Origin of the sequence: Salinigranum salinum (genome assembly GCF_009176545.1) — an archaeon.
Lineage (GTDB): Archaea > Halobacteriota > Halobacteria > Halobacteriales > Haloferacaceae > Salinigranum > Salinigranum salinum.
On sequence record NZ_VTOJ01000002.1, the window covers coordinates 1,250,230 to 1,270,571 of the forward strand.

At 59.4% G+C, this 20,342-nt stretch carries 14 protein-coding genes and 2 pseudogenes; 13 read left to right on the top strand and 3 right to left on the bottom strand.

Annotation, left to right across the window (positions count from 1 at the left end; all coding sequences use genetic code 11):
- Positions 1-2 precede the first annotated feature (2 nt).
- Positions 3-1,430: a sulfatase-like hydrolase/transferase gene (locus FZP69_RS17385; protein ID WP_152042636.1), complete on the bottom strand. Its 1,428-nt coding sequence runs from the start codon at positions 1,428-1,430 to the stop codon at positions 3-5.
- Between the two features lie 428 nt (positions 1,431-1,858).
- Here FZP69_RS17385 and FZP69_RS17390 point away from each other — a divergent pair, with 428 nt between their 5' ends.
- Positions 1,859-3,157, top strand: coding sequence for an IS4 family transposase (locus FZP69_RS17390; protein ID WP_152042637.1), 1,299 nt, complete (start codon positions 1,859-1,861; stop codon positions 3,155-3,157).
- 14 nt (positions 3,158-3,171) lie between these two features.
- Here FZP69_RS17390 and FZP69_RS17395 read toward each other — a convergent pair.
- Positions 3,172-3,643: pseudogene (locus FZP69_RS17395) on the bottom strand (transposase); the annotation flags it as partial.
- 659 nt (positions 3,644-4,302) lie between these two features.
- Here FZP69_RS17395 and FZP69_RS17400 point away from each other — a divergent pair.
- The 4 genes from FZP69_RS17400 (at position 4,303) to FZP69_RS17415 (ending at position 10,006) form a co-directional block, all read left to right on the top strand.
- Positions 4,303-5,841 carry a flippase gene (locus tag FZP69_RS17400; protein ID WP_152042638.1) on the top strand — a complete coding sequence of 513 codons (1,539 nt, stop codon included), beginning with the start codon at positions 4,303-4,305 and terminating at the stop codon, positions 5,839-5,841.
- Positions 5,842-6,016: 175 nt separating this feature from the next.
- Positions 6,017-7,417, top strand: a complete 1,401-nt coding sequence (locus tag FZP69_RS17405; RefSeq protein ID WP_192918631.1) for a sulfatase-like hydrolase/transferase — start codon at positions 6,017-6,019, stop codon at positions 7,415-7,417.
- Positions 7,418-7,753: 336 nt separating this feature from the next.
- Positions 7,754-8,260, top strand: a complete 507-nt coding sequence (locus FZP69_RS17410) for a DUF1616 domain-containing protein (protein WP_192918632.1) — start codon at positions 7,754-7,756, stop codon at positions 8,258-8,260.
- 33 nt (positions 8,261-8,293) lie between these two features.
- Entirely contained in the window at positions 8,294-10,006 is a 1,713-nt protein-coding gene (locus FZP69_RS17415; RefSeq protein ID WP_152042641.1) for a GMC family oxidoreductase, read from the top strand.
- Positions 10,007-10,179: 173 nt separating this feature from the next.
- On the opposite strand, the gene FZP69_RS17420 is transcribed toward FZP69_RS17415, so the two are convergent.
- A complete protein-coding gene (locus tag FZP69_RS17420; RefSeq protein WP_152042642.1) occupies positions 10,180-11,421 on the bottom strand; it encodes a glycosyltransferase family 4 protein in 1,242 nt (413 codons plus the stop codon).
- A 107-nt stretch (positions 11,422-11,528) separates the two neighbouring features.
- On the opposite strand from FZP69_RS17420, the pseudogene FZP69_RS23445 reads away from it, so the two are divergent.
- From FZP69_RS23445 to FZP69_RS17455, 8 genes and pseudogenes are all read left to right on the top strand, one after another.
- A pseudogene (locus FZP69_RS23445) lies at positions 11,529-12,062 on the top strand (IS6 family transposase).
- Positions 12,063-12,422: 360 nt separating this feature from the next.
- Positions 12,423-13,577 carry a glycosyltransferase family 4 protein gene (locus FZP69_RS17425; protein ID WP_152042643.1) on the top strand — a complete coding sequence of 385 codons (1,155 nt, stop codon included), beginning with the start codon at positions 12,423-12,425 and terminating at the stop codon, positions 13,575-13,577.
- Between the two features lie 488 nt (positions 13,578-14,065).
- Entirely contained in the window at positions 14,066-15,058 is a 993-nt protein-coding gene (locus FZP69_RS17430) for an SDR family NAD(P)-dependent oxidoreductase (protein WP_152042644.1), read from the top strand.
- A gap of 9 nt (positions 15,059-15,067) precedes the next feature.
- The gene (locus FZP69_RS17435; protein WP_152042645.1) at positions 15,068-16,240 is read left to right on the top strand and encodes a DegT/DnrJ/EryC1/StrS family aminotransferase; all 1,173 of its coding nucleotides are present in this window, start codon (positions 15,068-15,070) and stop codon (positions 16,238-16,240) included.
- Between the two features lie 93 nt (positions 16,241-16,333).
- Positions 16,334-17,410, top strand: coding sequence for an N-acetylneuraminate synthase (neuB, locus tag FZP69_RS17440; RefSeq protein WP_152042646.1), 1,077 nt, complete (start codon positions 16,334-16,336; stop codon positions 17,408-17,410).
- Complete coding sequence (locus FZP69_RS17445) at positions 17,407-18,081, top strand: PIG-L deacetylase family protein (protein ID WP_152042647.1); 675 nt, start codon at positions 17,407-17,409, stop codon at positions 18,079-18,081. The genes neuB and FZP69_RS17445 overlap by 4 nt, the downstream gene beginning before the upstream one ends.
- Positions 18,082-19,236: a UDP-N-acetylglucosamine 2-epimerase gene (neuC, locus tag FZP69_RS17450; protein WP_152042648.1), complete on the top strand. Its 1,155-nt coding sequence runs from the start codon at positions 18,082-18,084 to the stop codon at positions 19,234-19,236.
- A gap of 142 nt (positions 19,237-19,378) precedes the next feature.
- Complete coding sequence (locus FZP69_RS17455; RefSeq protein WP_152042649.1) at positions 19,379-20,320, top strand: methionyl-tRNA formyltransferase; 942 nt, start codon at positions 19,379-19,381, stop codon at positions 20,318-20,320.
- Positions 20,321-20,342: the final 22 nt, after the last annotated feature.

Below are 20,342 nucleotides of genomic sequence, written 5' to 3' on the forward strand. Positions count from 1 at the left end.
GATTAATCTCGATAGCCTAATTGCCTGAGCTGATCTTCTACGCCTGCATCAATTCCTACAGGATCAGACTGTTCTTCCAGTCTTGTAACAAAAATTTCCGGTGTGGTTAATACATCTTCTGCAATCTGACGAAGGTGAGATGGGGGGTCACTTACTCTTCGTTCTCGCGGATGCACCGATAGATCATAAAGCCCTGCAGGCGTGATTTTCGAGGCGGGCCGGTCCGCATTTAGCAACCCATCCGAATGAGCCACAAGTTTTCGCTCCGCCTCACGAACTATGACGGTGTGCCCCTGGTTACTCAGAGAATCCGCTAACATCGTCTGTGTTCTGTTATATTCATTTTCACTGAAATGAGATGAGCGGTCGGTAGCAAGGGGGGCATCGATTCCATCCCATCCTCCGATATCGGACAGGACCTCATGCAGCCACCCCAACGACATTGGTGCCTCAATTCGGCCACCACCTCCGTTAGGTATGCGAACAAGTAGCGGGACCTTTAGCAGTTCGTCCCAGACGTAGTGTGTGGGGTGTTCATAGACGCCTCGGTCGCATAGCGCCTCACCGTGGTCGGCAGTGATTACAATGGCCGTTTCATCCCACATGTCGGCATTGACCAACCAGTCTTTCACCCGGGCGAGTTGGTTATCAACGAACCGCAATGTACTATCGTAGCGAGCGTCACTTGGCGGGTCGTATATATCACTAACCTGGTTAGCGTGTGAGCGAAATTGTGCAAGGGTGCTGGAACGATACATTCCGCCGCTGTTTACTACAGATGGTCGCTGCGGTCCGTGGAGGTCCATCAAATGAGCCCACGAAAAAAACGGCTCTTCAAGCGAATCAAGTGTATGGAGAAGTTCGTTAATGACCGTATCACCGCGTACTGTTGGCCACCCCGTAATCGATTGGTAGCCGCGGAACGCTATGAACGGGAGGAGATAACGTTTCGGGACACTGTTGTGTGATTGCATCTTAACGCGAAGATTCATCAAACGTTCTCCAACTCCGATTGCAGGGAGCAATCGGGTGAGTACTGATCCGTTGTTCCCGGTAGATTTACGCTCCGTCCGTAGATTGGTGAACCGTCCAAACCCACGATCGGTGTGAACATGAGAACCGATTCGTGGATTTGAGAGCACCGCAGCTGTTGAGTAACCTGCCCGTTGAGCAGCTGTGGCAACTGTCTCTGTATCGTCAGGTAATCCTTTTTGTGCGATGTTCCCTTGCGGGACGCACTGAGCTGAAAGTCGGCCAGCGAGAATCCCCGGGAAGGACTCAGTGGTGACGGGCCCAGTCGCATATGCGTTGTTGAATATGTAGCTATCTGAGGCAATATCGTCCAAGAATGGTGTTGTATTTCGGTGGTAATCATAAAGACCACATCGGTCCTGTCGGAGACAGTCGACCGTGAGAAGTATAATATTCATATTTTATTATTCCGATTAGTCAACACTACTTTAATCTTGTGAATACATCCAGTGTTACAATATTTCTGGATTGATAGCAAAGCATCAGATTCAGGAGTAAAATAACGTAGATACCAAACGGTCTTATGTAGAATCTTTCCAGTAATTTTGAGAATAATCCGAGTTGTCTGCTGCGACTGCCACGCAGATCGAAAACATCAACAAAATAAGGATCATCTGCCGTTGGTAGTGTGATATCGAAGTGGCGCAGACAGTGACTGGCGATTACAGCCTTTTGCCGCGACGGTGACTTCCACGGATCATTTGAAAAGCACGATTCCCAAAGTCGCGCCCTGGTCTGCCAAACATCCGTGTTCGGTTAAGACATTGAATCGAGAGACTGCGCTCTGTTGACGAAGTTATCGATGTAGACCGCGTGGGGAGAGTTCGTGCTGAAGGAACTCTCCCCGGACCCCATACGACGGCGACTCACTTCCCTGTTTCCAGCTGAGCTTGTCGAAGATATGGCGCGCGAGCGCGATGTCGTCCAACGCAATCGGAAGGTCGACATCACGGTGCTCGTCTGGACGCTCATCTTGGGCTTCGCCGTCGACGGCGAAGCCCGCACTATCGCCGGGTTTCAGCGTGCCTACTCCGCAGCAACCAACCAGACGCTCTCCCGATCCAGTTTCTACGATCGGTTCACACCAGCACTTGCTGCGTTGCTGAGCGACCTCCTCGAGCACACTCTCGAGGAGGTCGCGGTCCCTCACACCATCGCTCCACGGTTTGAGTTGTTCCGCGAGGTGCTGATCGCCGATGCAACCGTCTTCAGGTTGCATCGGCTCCTCAGCGAGTTTCCAGCGACTCACTCGGACCAATCCGGTGCGAAGCTTCACCTCGTGCAAAACACGACAACACATACGATCGAACGATTCAAGCTCACCGATGAATACACCCACGAGAGCAGCCAGCTCCGCACCGGGAGCTGGCTGCGAGGCCGGTTGTTGCTGTTCGACCTCGGGTTCTACAGTTTTCGCCGCTTCGCGTTGATCGAAGAGAACAGCGGCTTCTTTCTGACACGGCTAAAATCGAACGCGGACCTGCTAATCGTGGGGAAGCGACGGAAATGGCGCGGGCGCGCCATTTCCTTGCTAGGACGTCGCCTCCAAGAGGTTCTGGGCGATCTCACACGGGAGATCATCGATGTGACCGTGGAGATCTCGTTCAAGCGGCGGGCATATGCTGGGAAACAATCAACCGATACAATGGAGTTTCGCGTCGTCGGTGTCCGCAACGAGGACACCGACGACTACCATCAGTACGTCACAAATCTACCCGACGCCTTCACTCCGAGGCAGATCGCGGCGCTGTATGGGTTGCGGTGGGAAGTGGAGTTGCTGTTCCGGGAACTGAAGTCTCTGTATGGACTGGAGAAGTTCCAGACGAGTGATCCAGCGATTGTCCACCTGTTAGTGGTGGCGGCTCTGCTGACACTGACGGTCAGCAGAGCCTTACTCGGCGTGTTTCAAGAGTTGTTCCCAAAGACCGTCTTCCCCCGCGAGCGCTGGGCGAAGACCTTCCGGTCTCTCGCCCAGCTCATCCTCGAAGACCTCGCCCAGTCGTTCGGCCATCCACCGCCGAATCTGTCGGAGTTGATGTTTCATGGTGCTCGCCAACCAGAGAAGTCACGCCTCTTACTCAGCGAACGAGTGGCTGAAGCCTTCATGAGGCGATACAGTGCTTAACCGAACACCGATGGAGCTGTGACATGGACGTCAAGAACAGCGAGCGACTCTACATCGGTTAACGTTGTCACTTTCAGCGTCTGTACAGTGCTTCCCAACCGCTGACGGAAGTACGACGACGCACGACGGCGGTCGAAGAACGTGCTGTCGAGAGCGGCGTGTCCAGATTGCGGGTGTTGCTGCGCTGAAACGCGCAGCAACGCCCGCCACACCCACATTTTCAGCCGGTCGAACGACTTGTAGATCGTGCTGTAGTCGGGAAGGTCATCTCGATCGAGTCCGAGTACAGCACGTATTTCGGCCATGTACTCCAGCCGATTCAGCGTCTCACGGAAGCTATGGCCCTCTTCGAGCCGAAAGCAGTGCAGGATGACATGGACTCCAGCGGGCGAACCCGCCGCTGGCGGGCTCGCCCGCGTGCTTTCCTAAAGCTTGTTTGGATAGGTGACGACACTGCTCAACGAAGTCGAGGAGATCGACTTCCATAGGCAAGAATCGATTTCCTCGACTTCACCCTTCTAACGCGGTGATATCGACTGATTAGACCGCTATTCAACAGAGCACATTATTCGGAAACGGAAGGGCACTCTCTAACTGATTCCGAACTTCGTGCACTTGGTGCACGTAGCTCTAAGCGAATAATCTGTTATAATAGTAATCAAATTGACTGTAGCATGTGAAGAGTTCTATGACACGCTCTGCCACTAAACTAGAACGGATGCCTGTGTTACAATGTATCGGGATGAGCGTTCCCAGATAGTCCCGGAGTCGAAGCCGCAGTCTTCGACTCCGGGGAGCGGAAGCTCCAGTAGAAGTCCGACCGCTAAGTTTTCGAGGTCTGAGGCCGTAAGAACAGTGTATAGATGGTGGAGAAATCTCACAATCACCCATCCAGACGCTTTCTGCGAACGTAACCTCGTCAGTTGTGACTATCCGCTGGCTCGATGGGAACTACCGACAGTGCCAAGGCGGCCACCGACCGAGAGAGTGGGCTTTATATCCCCTCTCGACGGGATGTATATCCTGCCCTCGGACCCGATACCACAAATAGACCAACGCCGACAGAATAACGAACGCCACATGTCGTTCACCACATCCGTTGGTGGATAATAAATTATATCCGGACGAGGGAGGGCTAACAAACAATGGGAGATTCAGCCGGTAGCGACAAGCAAGATTCCGGGGACTCACTGGCAACAGTAATCTCCGGGGGTGCTCTCGTCTCAGCCGGTCGAATTCTGGCGCTGGGTTTTGGATTTTTGATACAGATTGTGATGGCACGGTTCCTCACGCAGAACGCGTACGGGGATGTCGTACTGACGCTTGCGGTCGTCAACTTAGTCGCGATGGTTGCGAAACTCGGAATCGATGACGGACTGATGCGACAGCTCCCGGAGTTCGAAGACGATCCGGCCAAGACTCGTGGGATCGTACGCGCCGCGTTCAGCCTCGCGGTTGTTTCGGGGTTGGCAACTGGTGCTACGCTGTTCCTTTCGGCACCGGTGCTCGCTGAACGTGTATTCGACGACCCCTCGGTGACGCAGGTACTCCGTATCGGCGCTTTTGGGGTTCCATTCGTGGTCGTCCGCGCGACGAGCGTCGGAGTTGCACGTGGGCTCCGAGATGCGAGGACTCATACTTACGTTGACCAAATTGCGGAGCCTTTCTCTCGGTTGCTGCTGGTCAGTGCACTGGTTTTCGCCGGTTTCAGTGCGACTGGTGCGGTCGTAGGACAGATTGGGGCCTTCGTGATTGCTGGAGTGCTTGCGTTGTTCTTCGCGTGGCAGAGGCTCCCATCGTTCGACGTGCAGGCAGTGTCGATGTACAAGACGGTGCTCGTTTTCTCCGTTCCTCTGATTGCCGTCCAAGGGATGTCAGTCGCCGTCTCTCAGGTCGACATCTACTTTCTCGGGTATTTTATGAACTCGACCATCGTGGGCAACTACAACATCGTTCTCCAGTTGAGTAACCTCTTTTATCCGATAGTCACATCACTTGGATTTCTCCTCCCACCAGTGCTCGCTCGTCTCCAGGCAGATGGTAAGACCCAAGAAATGATTCGGACCTACCAGCTCCTCACTAAGTGGATAATCATCATCGCGATGCCGTTGTTGATCGTGTTCATCTTCGCGCCGGCACAGGTCATTGAACTACTGTTCGGGGAGCGGTACACTGCAGGAACGACTGCGCTACGGATTCTTGCGATCGGAAACTTCATTTCGGTGTGTACTGGGAACAATGCGGGGGCACTCATCAGTCTGGGCCGAAATCGGATCGTTGCAGTGTTCGTCCTTGCCCAGTTGATACTGAACGGGGTGCTCGACCTTGCTCTCATCCCGGAGTTCGGCATGAGTGGAGCGGCCCTCGCTACCGTGGTATCGATACTGTTCAATAATTTCTTGAGCATCTTGGCCCTGTACTTCCTGTTCGGCGTCCACCCCGTAACGCGAGAAGCATTCCTGCCGGTTGCGATCGTTGGAGCACTCTCCGCGGCTGGATACGTGATCGTATCCACACTCGGGTATCCCCTCCCGATCGTCATTCTGTTAATCGGAGTTCTCTATCCACTCATTGTAGTCCGATTGGTGCTCGAACCGGAAGATGAGGAACTGCTCTCTCGGTTTGAGGCCCAGACTGGCAAGGACCTGACTGTGGTCCGACAGGTGGTAAAAGCGCTCCGTTGAGAAAGAATTCGACCGATAGAGTCGTCAAGCTGCCTTTCTGCGCTCGAATACCGTTCCAATAGAATCGTTATGTTCACCAGCCTTTTGTCCTCAAAACGATTACAGTATTACATTTCTATAATCCGATAAACTACGATCACAATACTATTTTTACGCAGGGATGTGTCGTTCGGTCATGAGCCAAACAGTCGCGGTTGTCGTACTCGATTCCCTTCGCTACGACATCTTCAAGAACTATCTGCGGGCGAACCCGAACGGTTTTTTCAACCGTCTCGTCGATTCGTCGATCAGCTTCACTGGGGCGACGGCCGCAGCACCGTGGAGCCTCCCATCACACGCGAGCATATTTACTGGGAAATATCCGCGAGAACACGGAGCTCTGCAGTTCAACACCCGGATTCGGGATGAGTTCCCGACGCTAGTCGATCAGCTGAATCAAATCGGGGTCACCACTGCCTGTTTCACGAGCAACGAGTTCGTGCAGTCGGACTACGGCTTCGGCGACTGGGATCACTTCGGAGGTCATTACGGACACGCCCGGTTTCCGGACGCCCACTCCCCGCTATCGGATGAAGAGGGAATAGAGAAGATCAAGGATGCGCTGGGGCAGGTGAGAGCCTCCAACAAGCCGATCAAGAGCCTGCTCAACGCGTTCTACAGCCAAGCCCGACGGTCTCCGGCCCTCGTCGACGATGGAGCCAGTTCGATGACCAAAGATATGATTGATTGGCTCGAACGAACACCAGCCGACGACGACGTATTCCTTTTCTGTAACTACATGGAGACCCACGTGTACCACAAGCAGCTCAGCACCCGCCTGCGCCGTCTTTGGAACGTCCGAAACGGGAGGAAACTCGACTCGCTCCATGCGAAGTTACGAAACAAGAATCTCGACCCCAACGCAACCCTTTTGAACGACGACGACATCGCGCTGTTCAATCGCGTCGTCGCCGACGAACTCCGCTACTTGGAGGGCCGACTCGATCGCCTGTACGACGCACTGCTGCAGCAGAGTCAATCCGGCGACTGTCTGTTTATTCTCTGCTCCGACCACGGTGACGGCCTCGGCGAAGAGGGATTCGTGTATCACGACTTCGGCGGCGTGACCGAGCCACTCGTTCGCGTCCCGCTGGTCATCAACTCGCCCACCGGGCGTCAAGAGAAAGTTCACCGACGAGCGTCGCTATCTTGGATATATTCGACGGTTTTGAATTTCGTCGATGAACACGACGGACCCGATCTCGCAGATCCGGCCACGTATCCGACGTACGTTGCGGCGGAGAACACGGGGCATGTGATGGACATCATCGACTCGCCTGAGGACGTACACGAGTACTATCTCGAAGATCGCTTAGCGGTGTATCAGGCCGACGAAGTGAACCGCAAGTACGTCAGCGCCGGCGACGAGTGCTCCGTATACAGTGTCGAAACCGACGGGATTGAAGAGACGAGGCTTGGAGAGGGTGGGAGAGACGTTATCGAAACGTTCGAGCAACGCCACGAGTCGAAGATCGGGACGAAGTTTGAGGTGAGTGAGTCGACGGAGCGCAGGTTGCGTGACCTCGGGTACATCTGATTGCCTGCCCTAAAGAAGGTTTCCAGCCCGTGTGAGGCCGATCCGTGATCGGGACATCGATGAGAGTCACTTCCATCGATTACCCACACCGCCCTTTGAGGCGTCTCGATCGTTTGCTCCGTGACGACCGATCCTCGGAGTTGTGACAAATCGGCCCATTTTTGATGGAGTACCGCCAATCACGCTTTATGAGATTTCGACAGGTGGACTTCGGTCAACAGTTCCCTGACCCGTTACCGCTCGGTTACCTTCTCAACGTTTTCCCACCTATCAAAGCGCTCGAACCGGCTTGCAAACAACTGATATTAACGAATGATGGGTGGTAACGACACCGTTGTGAGTAAAGAACGGCGGCGGGAGACGATTCTCAATGGAATCCTCCTCGTTCTGATCCTCGTCGCTACAGCGAGCGTAGGGTTCGCGTTCATGTCGCCGCAGGATCAGGGATTCACCGAGTTTTTTCTCCTGACAGAGAACGAGTCTGGGGAGCTGGTGGCTGCTGATTACCCGAAGCAATTCGTCTCCGGAAGTTCCGGCGAATTGGTCGTCGGAATAACCAATCGCGAGAACGAACGGACAGCGTACACGGTCGTCGTTCAGCTCCACCGGGTAATCGAGGACGGCGACTCGGATACGGTCGTCGAACGGGAGTCGTTGGAACAGTTCGAAGCTCAACTGGAAGACGGCGAGACGTGGGAGCGACAACACACGGTCACACCGACGATGATCGGTGACCGATTACGACTGACGTACCTGCTGTACCGCGACGAACCCCCAGAGACCCCGACGGTCGAGAGCTCGTACCGAGAGACCCATATTTGGATCAACGTAACACCCGGGTGAGCGCCACCACCATCGGAAAGGTCCACAAAAGCAATGCATAAAGCGAACTATTCACCCGACGGTACTATCGATCGGACACCCTCCACAGACGTCGATGTATGCGTCGTTGGCGCCGGTCCTGCAGGGACACTCGTCACGTACGTGTTAGCCAACAAGGGATACGACGTAGTTATTCTCGAGGCCGGCGCCCGTTTCGATCACAGCTCGCGACTCGCACGTATGGAGCGGATGCTCCGGCCTGCATCGCCAGCCGTGTCGGCATGGGACATGGGTGGGGCGCGGGACCGTTTCACGAGCTCCGGCGAGACCCAGTATCGGTTGAATCGGAAACGCGTGAAAGGAGTCGGCGGATCGACGCTCCACTGGGGAGGACGCGTCGCTCGTTTCCCTCAGAAAGATTTCGAGATGAAGACGCGGTACGGGCTAGCTTCCGATTGGCCGATTTCGTACGCCGACCTCAAACCGTACTACGCGGCAGCCGAACGAGAGTTCGGCGTGGCGGGAGCAGTCGACAATCCCTTCAGTCCACCCCGCGACGAGCCCTATCCGATGGATGCGTTCCCCGCCAGCCATGCCGACTCGATATACCAAACCGCGTGTGACAAAGTCGGGATTCAGATGCACTCAGTGCCGAACGCTCGGAATGCCGAACAGTACGACGGCCGAAGTGCCTGTGTTGGATACGGAACCTGTAGTCCCGTCTGCCCATCCAAAGCGCAGTACAGTGCTGACATCCACGCGGAGAAGGCGGTGCAGAGCGGTGCTCGGATTATCGACCGGGCAGCGGTCCAGCGTCTCGAGCACGACGCCAGGGACCGGATCACCGGTGCCGTGTACGAGACGCCGGACGGGCACCAGTACATCCAGCGCGCCAACCAGTTCGTGCTCGCGGCTGGTGGCATCGAAACGCCCCGACTACTCCTCTTGTCGAGTTCCGATGAACATCCGAATGGTCTCGCCAATCGCAGCGGAGCTGTCGGAAGGTATCTTATGGAATCGCCGTACGTTGGCGTGGATGGCGAACTTGACGTCCCGACCAAACAGCATCAAATCGGCTTCGGTACGCGCGAATCGTACCAGTTCTACGAACCCGACGAGGCGCCGCCCGGATCGTTCAAGATAGAGTTCTACAACACCGCTGGCCCAACGCTCGCCGAGCTCGCGCTCCAGCAACGAGATCCGCTCAGTCACATCCAGGACGCTGTCCGACGACCAACTGACACGGCGGCGCTGGAGTCGATAAGAGCAGACACCGAACCCATCAGATGGGGTGATGATCTTCTTAATTATCTTGACGAAGAGTTCGGCCACTACTTTAGAATCGGGGCAGAGGTCGAAGTGCTCCCGTACCCGGAGAACCGCGTCACGCTGGACGAGACGGAGACAGACGCGTACGGTAACCCGGTTCCAGACATCTCGTGGGGGAAGGTCGGAGAGCACGAGAAACAGACGGTCGAACGTGCGTACGAGGTCATCGAGAAGATCGTCAGGAATCTCGACGCAACCGTCAAACGGTCGTCTCGGTGGGAGTCGTGGGAGGGTGCTGGCCATCCTTCGGGAACCACCCGTATGGGAACGGATCCGGAGAGCAGTGTTGTCGATCCGACCCTCCGGACGCACGACTTGAAGAACCTTTACATCGCCGGATCAAGCGTGTTCGTCACCAGCGGCGCGAGTCAGCCGACGTTGACAATCGCGGCGCTGGCGCTTCGGCTGGGGGACCACCTTGCTGCGAACGTGCTGTAGTGCACGGTCATCATGGTCACCTTCGCTCAAACTGGGTCGGGTGAGTGGGCAGCCAGTGAAGACGTATGAGGGCGTGGTTTGATGGGCGTCACGCAGGTAGAACGAGTCGTTCTTCCGATACTCACTCCAGTGCGCGACGAGTCTCAGTAAACCAAGGCCGTGGCTGTGCCGTTTCACCCCGTGTCTAAGCCTATCCGAGTTAAGATTCGATCGAACACTGAACGTGGGCAGTGCGAATCGCGCTGCACGCGTTCGAAGACGTCCAATAGCGCGTCGACGGAACTCGAGATGTCGAACTTGTTCTGTACGGTTTCCCGACCGTTAGCAGCGATCCGACGTCGCTGGATCGGGTCGTCTAGCAGTTGTCTCATCGCCGCGGCAAGGGCATCGGTGTCGCGTGACTCGACTAGGAGACCGTCGTGTCCATGTGTTATCAGTTCAGGGATGGCAGAGATGTTTGTAGAGATGCACGCGGTCTGTGCCGCCATTGCCTCTTTAATTGCGACAGGTGCAACGTCCCGATCACCGTCCGAGGCAATCACGCAAGGGAGGACGAAGAGGGCGGCGTCGTGGAGTTCAGTCTTGAGACGCTCGTCGGAGACGTTCCCGAGAAACTTGACAGCGTCGGCTATCCCCCGCTCGCGAACCCGCGCTCTGAGGATGTCCTCTCGTGGCCCCGTGCCAATAATGTGGTATTCTACCTCGTACCCCTGGTCGTGCAACTGTGCCACGGCGTCGATAGCGTATTCATGGCCTTTCTTCTCCACGAGGCGGGCCACCGAAAGCACGCGTCCGGGGACAGACCCATGCGACGGTTCGAACTTGTCTACCCGGGTCGTCGCGGGGACAACCGAAATATCCGTCTTGATTCCGAACTTCTTTCCGAGGTAATCCCGGTTGTACTCCGATGGGACGACAATATGATCGAAGCGAGAACAGAGGCGGCGTAACCGCCTCCGGCTAGGCGGGGAAAATATCTCATACGAGTGGGCAGTGACCGTACATGGAACCCTGTGGTACCCCGCCGCGTACACTGCTCCTTGCCGGTTTGGTGCGGCGAAATGGGTGTGGATTTGGTCTACTCCACCGTAGTCATCGATGAAATCTAATATTTCGAGTCCGAGATGAAGCCAGTACGCGTGATGGATCGGATCGTCAAGAAAGAGACCTCTCTTGAACAGTCGAAAAGTCAGCACTCGTCGCAGTTCGGTGACTAGCAGAACCGGAGACGGGGTCGAGCCGTACCGGATCGGGATGTCGAGCGCTTCGGTCTCGGTGTGAAAGATCTTGTCCGAGGGCCGCGTAATAGAGAAGACGGCGATATCGTGGCCGCGTCGGTTGAGTTCGTATATCTCGTTGGTAATGAAGCTCTCCGAGAGCTTTGGGAACTCGTGCAGGACATATAGAATCCGCATGATGTCGACTCTATCAAAGCGGTGCGTCAGTCGTATTTAAAATTTTGTGTTCTTGCTGCTCCACTCGTATTAAGAGAGGAGCGAGGCGTTTGGAGTGCGAACAGTCTATGCCCGAGCTCGATCACCTCAGCCGAAATCCCGGGTGGATCGGCCTGGAATCTGTGGAGCGAAAACGGACACCCGAATTCACGATTCGAGTGGGTATGCGGTTCCACCTTGCTGGCGTATCCCTCTTGGATACAAAATAATAATTCTAGAAGCCGAGACTGAGCGGAGGTTCCGGATCGAATCGCGGTCGACAGGCCGTGATTCGCGTCACTAACCGTTCACTGCGGTCGATCCCGACACAAACCAGCTTATCCGTTCGGATCTTTCGGACCCGAACGACACGACTCACCCCACTAGTCGTTCGCGGGCTCCGTGAGAAACAGCAGGTCTCAGAGGTGACGTGTCTCGTCGATGATGCACATCATCTCGAGAACGCGCTCGACCGACTCGGGCTCCGACTTCGAGTCTCCAGCCACGGAAATCGGAACGTAGTCGAAGGTTTCTTTCGAGAGGCGAAACGACGGACCTCCTCGTTCTCGACCGCACAGCTGCCCACCGCTGAATCGTGGTTGCAAGCCTTCGCCGTCTGGTGAAATCGATGCCAAAGTTAATACAAAAGACTCTCAGAGACGGTAACACACTAACTGATCGGTGCGGTCCGATTGAAAAGATGGCGAATGGACATCGGCTATCTGAATACGGAGACGAGACAGAGGCGAGACCGAGCGTCGTCTGCAGGAAGTAGCGTCTAATTCGGCGGAGTAAACCGTCGTTGAGCAGCTCGGGGATTCGTGAATCGCTTGATGTATCGTCGCGACACCGGAGGCGGACTCTGAGCGGCCAAGACGATTGCAACGTGCAGGGTTGCATTATTATATCGTGCGCCCGTGGTGGGACAGTCTCCGACCAATACAGAACACACATAACGTAATTACCCCAAACATCAGTTCCAGATGGACGTCGCCTTCGTCTCCAACGTCGTCTTCCCGTTCGTCAAAGGGGGAGCTGAGAAGCGAATCCACGAAATCGGGCGGCGTCTGGCCGACGATCACGAGGTCACGATATACGGACGCCACTTCTGGGATGGGCCGAAGGAAGTCGTACACTGTGGGATGCGGCTCCGCGCAGTGGCACCCGAGGTGGAGCTGTACAACGACGATGGTCAGCGCTCGATCGTCGAAGCACTCGACTTTGCGGCCCGACTCGCTCCGAGTCTCAGATCACACGTCGCGACACACGACTTGGTCGTGGTGTCGGTCTTTCCGTACTTTCCAGTTTTAACGGCGAAGCTCTGTACACTGTTGACCGATACGCCGCTGGTGACGACGTGGCACGAAGTATGGGGTGACTACTGGGACGACTATTTAGGATCCCTCGCACTGGGTGGAAAGATCGTCGAGCAAGTGACGGCGAAGACACCACAACATCCGGTTGCGGTCTCTGGAGTTACGGCTGAGAAGCTCGCCGAGATCGGCCCTCGCCGCGACCGAATCGACGTGATTCCGAACGGAATTAATCTGACGCAGATTCGGGACGCACCACTCCCGACCGAATCGTTCCGTCGGGACGGACAGCCAGGCTTCGACGTGCTGTTCGTCGGGCGCCTCATCGAGGACAAGCGGGTCGACGTCCTCCTCGATGCGTTCGACCGTGTCGCTGCGACGTACGACGCGACGTTAGGGGTCATTGGCGACGGTCCACAGGCGGCGGCACTCCGAGCGCAGGCTCAAGGCCTCGACCACGCCGACAGAGTTCGATTTCTCGGCTTCCTCGACGACTCCGAGGACGTCCTCGGGCACATGCGTGCCGCACGCGTCTTCGCGTCCGTGTCGACGCGGGAGGGGTTCGGTATCACCTACGCGGAAGCGATGGCCGCCGGCTGTATCGTAATCGCGGCCGATCACCGGAGTTCCGCCGCGAGCGAGGTTGTCGGCGATGCGGGCTACCTCGTCACCCCGGTTGTCGATGACGTGGCCAAAGCACTTGGCGACGCACTGGCTGGAAACCGTCCGACAGTCGATCCGATGACGCGGGCGAGACAGTTCGATTGGGACAAGATTGCGCGGCAGGCCGAGTCGACGTATCAGCGGGTCGTCAACGAGAAGTGACCGCCGTCAGCGAGCCATCCGTATCTGCCCCTCGTACTAGTCAGTGCCGCAGGACGGGCACAACGGTCAGCAGACCAGTCGCGTGAAAGCGGATAGTCACCAGTCAGCTCGTGCACCGATTCAGCCAGTCGACACCGGAGGTCCGCTCCTCGAACTCTCCCACCAACGAGTGCTAGTTTCCGCACAGCTCGTATTAAATCATAGATTCTACGCAGGCATTCGCACGACCACCATCCGGTCGTTGACCAGTGTTGTTACGTTCGGTAATGCTGTCCCCGAGCTCGAATCGGGCTGACCGCGATGAATCGCCACACAGCGGTCGAACTCACTGCCTCGCGGCTCGTGTGACGTTGTAGAGGGCACACATTAAAAACAACATTTATACTGTGATTTATTATATTATATGACACTCAGTCGTTTTGAATATTATACCCCTCACCGCTCAAGTAAGAAATATATTTGTGCTCGGAGGAGACAGATGCACAATAATGGAAGCTGACGAGCGAGTACTCGTTACGGGGGGATGCGGGTCGGTCGGGTCCGAAGTTGTGCGGACCCTCTTGTCTGAACGGGAGGTTGGAACGGTCTGTATTCTTGATCACAACGAACGCTCTCTGTTCGACATGCAGCGGCGATTAAATGATCAGTCTGACCAAGTTCAGTTCGTGTTGGCTGACGTCCGCGATCAAGAGCGGCTCGAGCAGGCGCTGACCGACATCGATACCGTCATTCACGCAGCTGCACTGAAACACGTCCCACTGAGCGAAGAGAACCCATATGAGGCCATTAAGACGAACACGATCGGAACGCAGCGGCTCATCAGTGCAGCTGAAAAAACAGACGTGAGTCGTGTCCTCGGCGTGAGCACCGACAAGGCCGCACAACCGACGTCGGTCATGGGTGCCACGAAGATGCTCTCAGAGCGGCTGCTCACTGCCGCGAATCGGGAGTCAGAGGGGACGATGTACGCAAACGTACGTCTCGGGAACGTCCTCGGGACGACCGGATCGGTAATGCGTATCTTCGAGGAGCAAGTCGCGAAGGGTGGACCAGTGACCGTGACACACCCGGATATGACCCGATTCGTGTTCACCGTGTCGGAGGCAGCGGAGTTCATCGTCTCAGCGCTCGATCGGATGTCCGGCTGCGAAGTACTCATCCCGAAGATGGACGCGGTTCGGATAATGGACCTCGCGGACGTGATGATCGAGAGGAACAGGCCTGATGATGTGGAACCCGCGGAGATCGATATCGAAATAATCGGAGTCCGTCCCGGAGAACGTCTTTACGAGCGCCTGCTCACGGAAACCGAAGCACCGAACGCGGTCGAACTTGAGCAGTCGTTCGTGGTCACCCCACGAGACGATGTGCGGAAGGAACTCGTGTCGGATGGGGGCACACAACTCACGACACCGTATCATTCGGACCGCGCGGATCAGCTCTCTCTCGAGGAGATCAGTGGGCTGCTCTCGCGGGTGTAATCGTCTTCGATGAGCGACAAGGACGAGGAGTCGACCGACGATCGTCGCGATTCTCTCCCGCTGTTCGAGATCGACTGGGATCGTGCAGAGATTCGGAACGCCATCGACTCGATCACCCGGGGGAGCTACTGGGCGAACGGGCCGTACGTCGACGAGTTCGAGCGCAGTCTGGAGAAGTCGCTCGGCGTCGACCACGCCGTCGTCTGCAACTCCGGGACGACCGCCCTCGTCGCCGCGCTCGAAGCGTGCGGCGTCGGTCCGGGCGACGAAGTCGTCGTCCCCTCGTTCACGTTCATCTCGACGGCTAACGCCGTCGTCTCGGTGGGCGCGAAGCCGGTGTTCGCCGACATCGAACCCGAACGCTACGGACTCGATCCCGACTCGGTTGAGGCAGCCGTAACCGACGACACGGCCGCGATACTCCCGGTCCACTACGCCGGCCGCGCCTGTCGGATTCACGACCTAACCGCCATTGCCGATCGGCACGGACTGACGCTCGTCGAGGACGCCGCCGAAGCGCAGGGCGCGCGCGCTGGCGGGGAGTACGTTGGGACGGTCGGTGACGTGGGGATGTTGAGCTTCTGTCAGAATAAGATCGTCGCCACGGGGGAGGGTGGTGCCGTCGTCACCGACGACGATGACGTCACCGAGCGCGTTCAGTTGCTCCGCTCGCACGGTCGCGTCTCCGGCGACTACTTTTCGTCGACGGGCGGCGGCGAGTACACGACACTCGGCTCGAACTACCGGATGCCGGACGTCGTTGCCGCCATCGGCGTCGGCCAACTCGACCGTATCGAGACGCTCATCGACCGGCGACGGTCGGTCGCCCACCGCTACACGGAGCGACTCTCCACCGTCGATGGCGTGGCGCCACCCGCTGACGCCGCCGGCGACGAGCGCCACGTCTACCAACTCTACACCGTTCGCTTCGAGCCGTGGGTGGACCGCGACGCCGTCGCGGCGCATCTGTCGGCCCACGACGTCGCCTCGAAAGTCTACTTCGACCCGGTCCACCTGTCGACGTACTACCGGCAGGAACACAGCTGCGAACCCGGGACACTTCCCGTGACGGAGGACCTCTCCGCACGCGTGCTGTCGCTCCCGATGCATCCGAACCTCTCGGAGGCCGCCGTCGACCACGTTGTACGGACTGTCGACGCCGCGCTCGCCGGCCAGCGGTGACCGACTCCATCCCACACCGCGGGTCGCGGTGCGCTCCGGACGCCGGTGCGGACTGTCGGAACGACTAACTGAGGGAGCGACCGTACTGTGCATATGACCGAGAACGTCGACGCCGTCGGCGGGGGAGACGACTTCTCCGGACTGCTACCGGCCGACGGTGCGTACTTCATCGCCGAGGCGGGGGTCAACCACGACGGCGACCTCGATCAGGCCCGGCGACTCGTCGACGTGGCGGCCGACGCGGGGGCGGACGCGGTCAAGTTTCAGACGTTCGACGCGGACCGGCTCGTCGCGCCGGACGCCCCGAAGGCGGCGTACCAGGAGGAGACGGACGACGCCGACTCCCAGTACGAGATGCTCCGGCGGCTCGAACTGCCCGTGTCGGCACACCGGCGGCTCATCGACCACTGCGAGGAGCGCGGGATTCAGTTCCTCTCGACACCGTTCGACACGGAGAGCGCCGATCTGCTCGACGAACTCGACCGGCCGGCGATCAAGATCGGATCCGGAGAACTCGACAACCTCCCGCTCTTGCGGCACGTCGCCGGATTCGGCCGACCGATGCTCGTGAGCACGGGGATGGGGACGCTGGCGGAGATCGAGACGGCGCTCGACGCCATCCGCGACGCCGGCGCACCGCCGGTCGCGCTGTTTCACTGTACGTCCGCGTACCCGGCGCCGCTCGCGGAGGCGAACCTCCGCGCCATCCGGACGATGGACGAGGCGTTCGACGTGCCAGTGGGGTACTCCGACCACACCACGGCGGTCGAGACGCCCGCGTTCGCGGTCGCGGCCGGTGCGCGGCTCGTCGAGAAACACTTCACCCTCGACCGGACGCTCCCCGGACCGGACCACGCGGCGTCGCTCGAACCCGACGAACTCGACCGGTCCGTCTCGCTCGTCCGCGACGCGACGACGGCGCTCGGAAGCGCCGAGAAAGCGCCGACGGCGACCGAGCTGTCGAACCGCGACGTGATCCGCAAGAGCCTCCACGTCACGACCGCCGTGCGGGAAGGCGAGCGATTCACCGAGTCGAACGTCTCGGTGGTGCGACCGGCGGACGGGTTGCCGCCGGCCGACCTCGATCGGGTGCTCGGCGAGCGCGCCGCGACCGACCTCGACGCGGGAGAACCGGTCACGGCCGACGCCGTCGCGACGGAGGACGAATGAGCGACGAGACCGTCCTCGCGGTCGGCGCCCACCCCGACGACGAGGTGCTCGGTCCCGGTGGGACGCTCGCGCGACACGCCGATGTGGGCGACGAAGTGCACGTCCTGATCGTCACGGAGGGAACGACCGCACAGTACGACGACGAGTCGCTCGCCGAGACGAAGCGCAAGGAGGCACGACGCTGTGCCGACACGCTCGGCGTCGCGGAGGTCCACTTCGGCGACCTCCCCGACATGCGGCTCGACGACGTGCCGCACGTCGAGGTCAACGCCGTCGTCGAGTCGGTCGTCGACAGGATCGACCCCGATACGGTGTACACCCACGCCCGTAATGAGGTCAACCGCGACCACGTCGCCGTCCACGAGTCGACGCTGGTGGCGACCCGGCCGACCTCCGGCGTCGACCGCGTCCTCGCGTACGAGACGCCCTCGTCGACGGAGTGGACCGGTGGATCGACACCCCGGTTCAGCCCCACCGCCTACGTCGACGTCGGCGACGTCCTCGACCGGAAGGTCGAGGCGTTCGCGGCGTACGAGACCGAGACGCGCGAGTTCCCTCACCCCCGGTCCGCGGAGGCGCTCCGCGCCCGGGCACGGACTCGTGGGACCGAAGCTGGGTTTGGCGCGGCCGAGGCGTTCGAACTCGTCGTCGATCGCCGGGAGGCCCCGTAGATGCGACGGGTCGCCGTCGTGACGGGGACGCGCGCGGAGTACGGCCTCCTCGCGTCGTCGATGCGCGAGATCGAGGCCCACGCCGACCTCGAACTCCGCACCGTCGTCACCGGGATGCACCTCTCGCCGCGACACGGGATGACCGTCGACGAGATCGAGGCCGACGGTTTCGCCGTCGACGACCGCGTCCACATGCAGGTCGACGGCGACACGGGGCTCACGATGGCGAAGTCGCTCGGTCTGGGGCTCTCGGGACTGGCCGAGTCGTTCGGCCGCCTCGACCCCGACGTCGTCCTCGTCCTCGGTGACCGCGACGAGGCGTTCGCGGCCGGGGTGGCGGCCGCCCACATGAACGTCCCTGTCGCCCACGTCCACGGCGGCGATTCGATGGACGGCGCGATCATCGACGACAGCATCCGCCACGCGCTGACGAAGTTCGCTCACCTCCACTTCCCGGTCTCCGAACGGAGTGCGGAGCGCGTCGAACGACTCGGCGAGGAGCCATGGCGGATCACGACGGTCGGCGCACCCGGGCTGGACGCCGTCCTGACGGGCGAGTACACGCCTCCCGAGGAGGTCCGCGAAGAGTACGGTCTCGATCCCGACCGCCCGCTCGCGCTCGTCGTCCAGCATCCGGTGACGACGCAGCCCGAAGCGGCGGGTGACCAGATGCGGGCGACCCTGGACGTGGTCGACGCGGTCGACGACCTCCAGGTGGTCCTCGTCTACCCCAACGCCGACGCCGGTGGCCAGCGTGCCATCGACGTGATCGAGTCACACCCGGTCCGTGACCACGCGCTCACCGTCCGGAGCCTCCCGCGACGCGACTTCCTCGGCGTGATGGCCGCCGCCGACGTCATGGTCGGCAACTCCAGCAGCGGGATCATCGAGGCACCCTCGTTCGGCCTCCCGGTCGTCGACGTCGGACCCCGACAGTCCGGCCGGGAGCGGGCCGAGAACGTCGTCTCCGTCCCGCACGACGAGCGACGGATCCGGGAGGCGATCGACCGCTGTCTGACCGACGACGCCGTCAGCGCGCGAGCCGCGTCGTGCGACAACCCTTACGACTACGGCGGGGCCGGCGCGCGTATCGTCGCGCGACTCGCGGACGTCGACCTCGACGACCGACTCCACCGGAAGCGACTGACGTACTGACGCGGGAAGAGCCAGTTGTCCAAGATATTCTCCGAATTTTATATTTTTATCGATCGTTATATTCGGCGTGAACCGTCCGCCGAACTCACCCCGGTCGCGCGGCGCGGCATAACACTATACCGCCCAGAGACGACCTCCGGCTATGCGAACGGTCTTGGTGAGCCACAACGACCTCGGGTTGGCCTGTCTGGAGGAACTGGATCGACTGGGGGCGGACGTACGCGCCGTCCTCACGCGCCCCGAACTGGACCGGATCGCCGACCAGACCGATTTCACCCGCTTCACCGACGGCCGCGACGTGCCGCTGCACCGCGTCGAGACGCTCAACACCGACGAGTGGGCCGATCGCATCGCTGGGTACGATCCGCAACTGCTGTTCGTCGTCGGCTGGTCCCGGCTCGTCGGCCGGTCGATCCTCAACGTTCCCTCGGTCGCGGCTCTCGGAATGCATCCGGCACCGCTCCCGCGCGGGCGGGGACGGGCACCGATCGCGTGGAGCCTGATCAAGGGACTCGACGAGACGGCGCTCACGCTGTTTCACCTGGTCGAGGCGGCCGACGCGGGCGACATCGCGGGACAGGTGCCGATTCCGATCGAGGTCGACGACGACGCCGCCTCCCTCTACGACAAAGTCGTCGACGCGGGGCGAACGCTCGTACAGGAGGCGTACCCGCGCTTCGCCGCGGGCGAAGTGCCCCGGACGCCGCAGAACGACGACGAGGCGACGTGGTGGCCGCGGCGGCGACCGGAGCACGGCCGGATCGACTGGACCCGGTCCCCACGGGAGGTGTACGACTGGATTCGCGGACAGTCACACCCGTACCCGGGTGCGTTCAGCATCCTTGGGGATCGACGCGTGACCGTGTGGGCGGCGAACCCACCGACCGACGAGCGCGCCTTCGTCACGCCCGGCGAACTCCGCTACCGCGATGGCGACGTGCTCGGCGTCGGCGCGTGGGAAGGCGTCGTCGAACTGACCCGGGTGGGTGTCGATCATAAAGAGCTGCCGGCGGGTGCGCTGGTCACGGACTATGGGTTCGAAGTCGGCGACCAGTTTGCACACGTCACGGACGCACCGTGGTAGCACTGAGAAATAGTCCAGGGCG

Bases quoted from the DNA above. Each gene is read 5' to 3' on its own strand.
- FZP69_RS17425 (WP_152042643.1), top strand. From the start codon at position 12,423: ATGGACGTCGCCTTCGTCTCCAACGTCGTCTTCCCGTTCGTCAAAGGG.
- FZP69_RS17405 (WP_192918631.1), top strand. From the start codon at position 6,017: ATGAGCCAAACAGTCGCGGTTGTCGTACTCGATTCCCTTCGCTACGAC.
- FZP69_RS17435 (WP_152042645.1), top strand. From the start codon at position 15,068: ATGAGCGACAAGGACGAGGAGTCGACCGACGATCGTCGCGATTCTCTC.
- FZP69_RS17415 (WP_152042641.1), top strand. From the start codon at position 8,294: ATGCATAAAGCGAACTATTCACCCGACGGTACTATCGATCGGACACCC.
- neuC (WP_152042648.1), top strand. From the start codon at position 18,082: ATGCGACGGGTCGCCGTCGTGACGGGGACGCGCGCGGAGTACGGCCTC.
- FZP69_RS17400 (WP_152042638.1), top strand. From the start codon at position 4,303: ATGGGAGATTCAGCCGGTAGCGACAAGCAAGATTCCGGGGACTCACTG.
- neuB (WP_152042646.1), top strand. From the start codon at position 16,334: ATGACCGAGAACGTCGACGCCGTCGGCGGGGGAGACGACTTCTCCGGA.
- FZP69_RS17430 (WP_152042644.1), top strand. From the start codon at position 14,066: ATGGAAGCTGACGAGCGAGTACTCGTTACGGGGGGATGCGGGTCGGTC.
- FZP69_RS17445 (WP_152042647.1), top strand. From the start codon at position 17,407: ATGAGCGACGAGACCGTCCTCGCGGTCGGCGCCCACCCCGACGACGAG.
- FZP69_RS17420 (WP_152042642.1), bottom strand. From the start codon at position 11,421: ATGCGGATTCTATATGTCCTGCACGAGTTCCCAAAGCTCTCGGAGAGC.
- FZP69_RS17455 (WP_152042649.1), top strand. From the start codon at position 19,379: ATGCGAACGGTCTTGGTGAGCCACAACGACCTCGGGTTGGCCTGTCTG.
- FZP69_RS17385 (WP_152042636.1), bottom strand. From the start codon at position 1,430: ATGAATATTATACTTCTCACGGTCGACTGTCTCCGACAGGACCGATGT.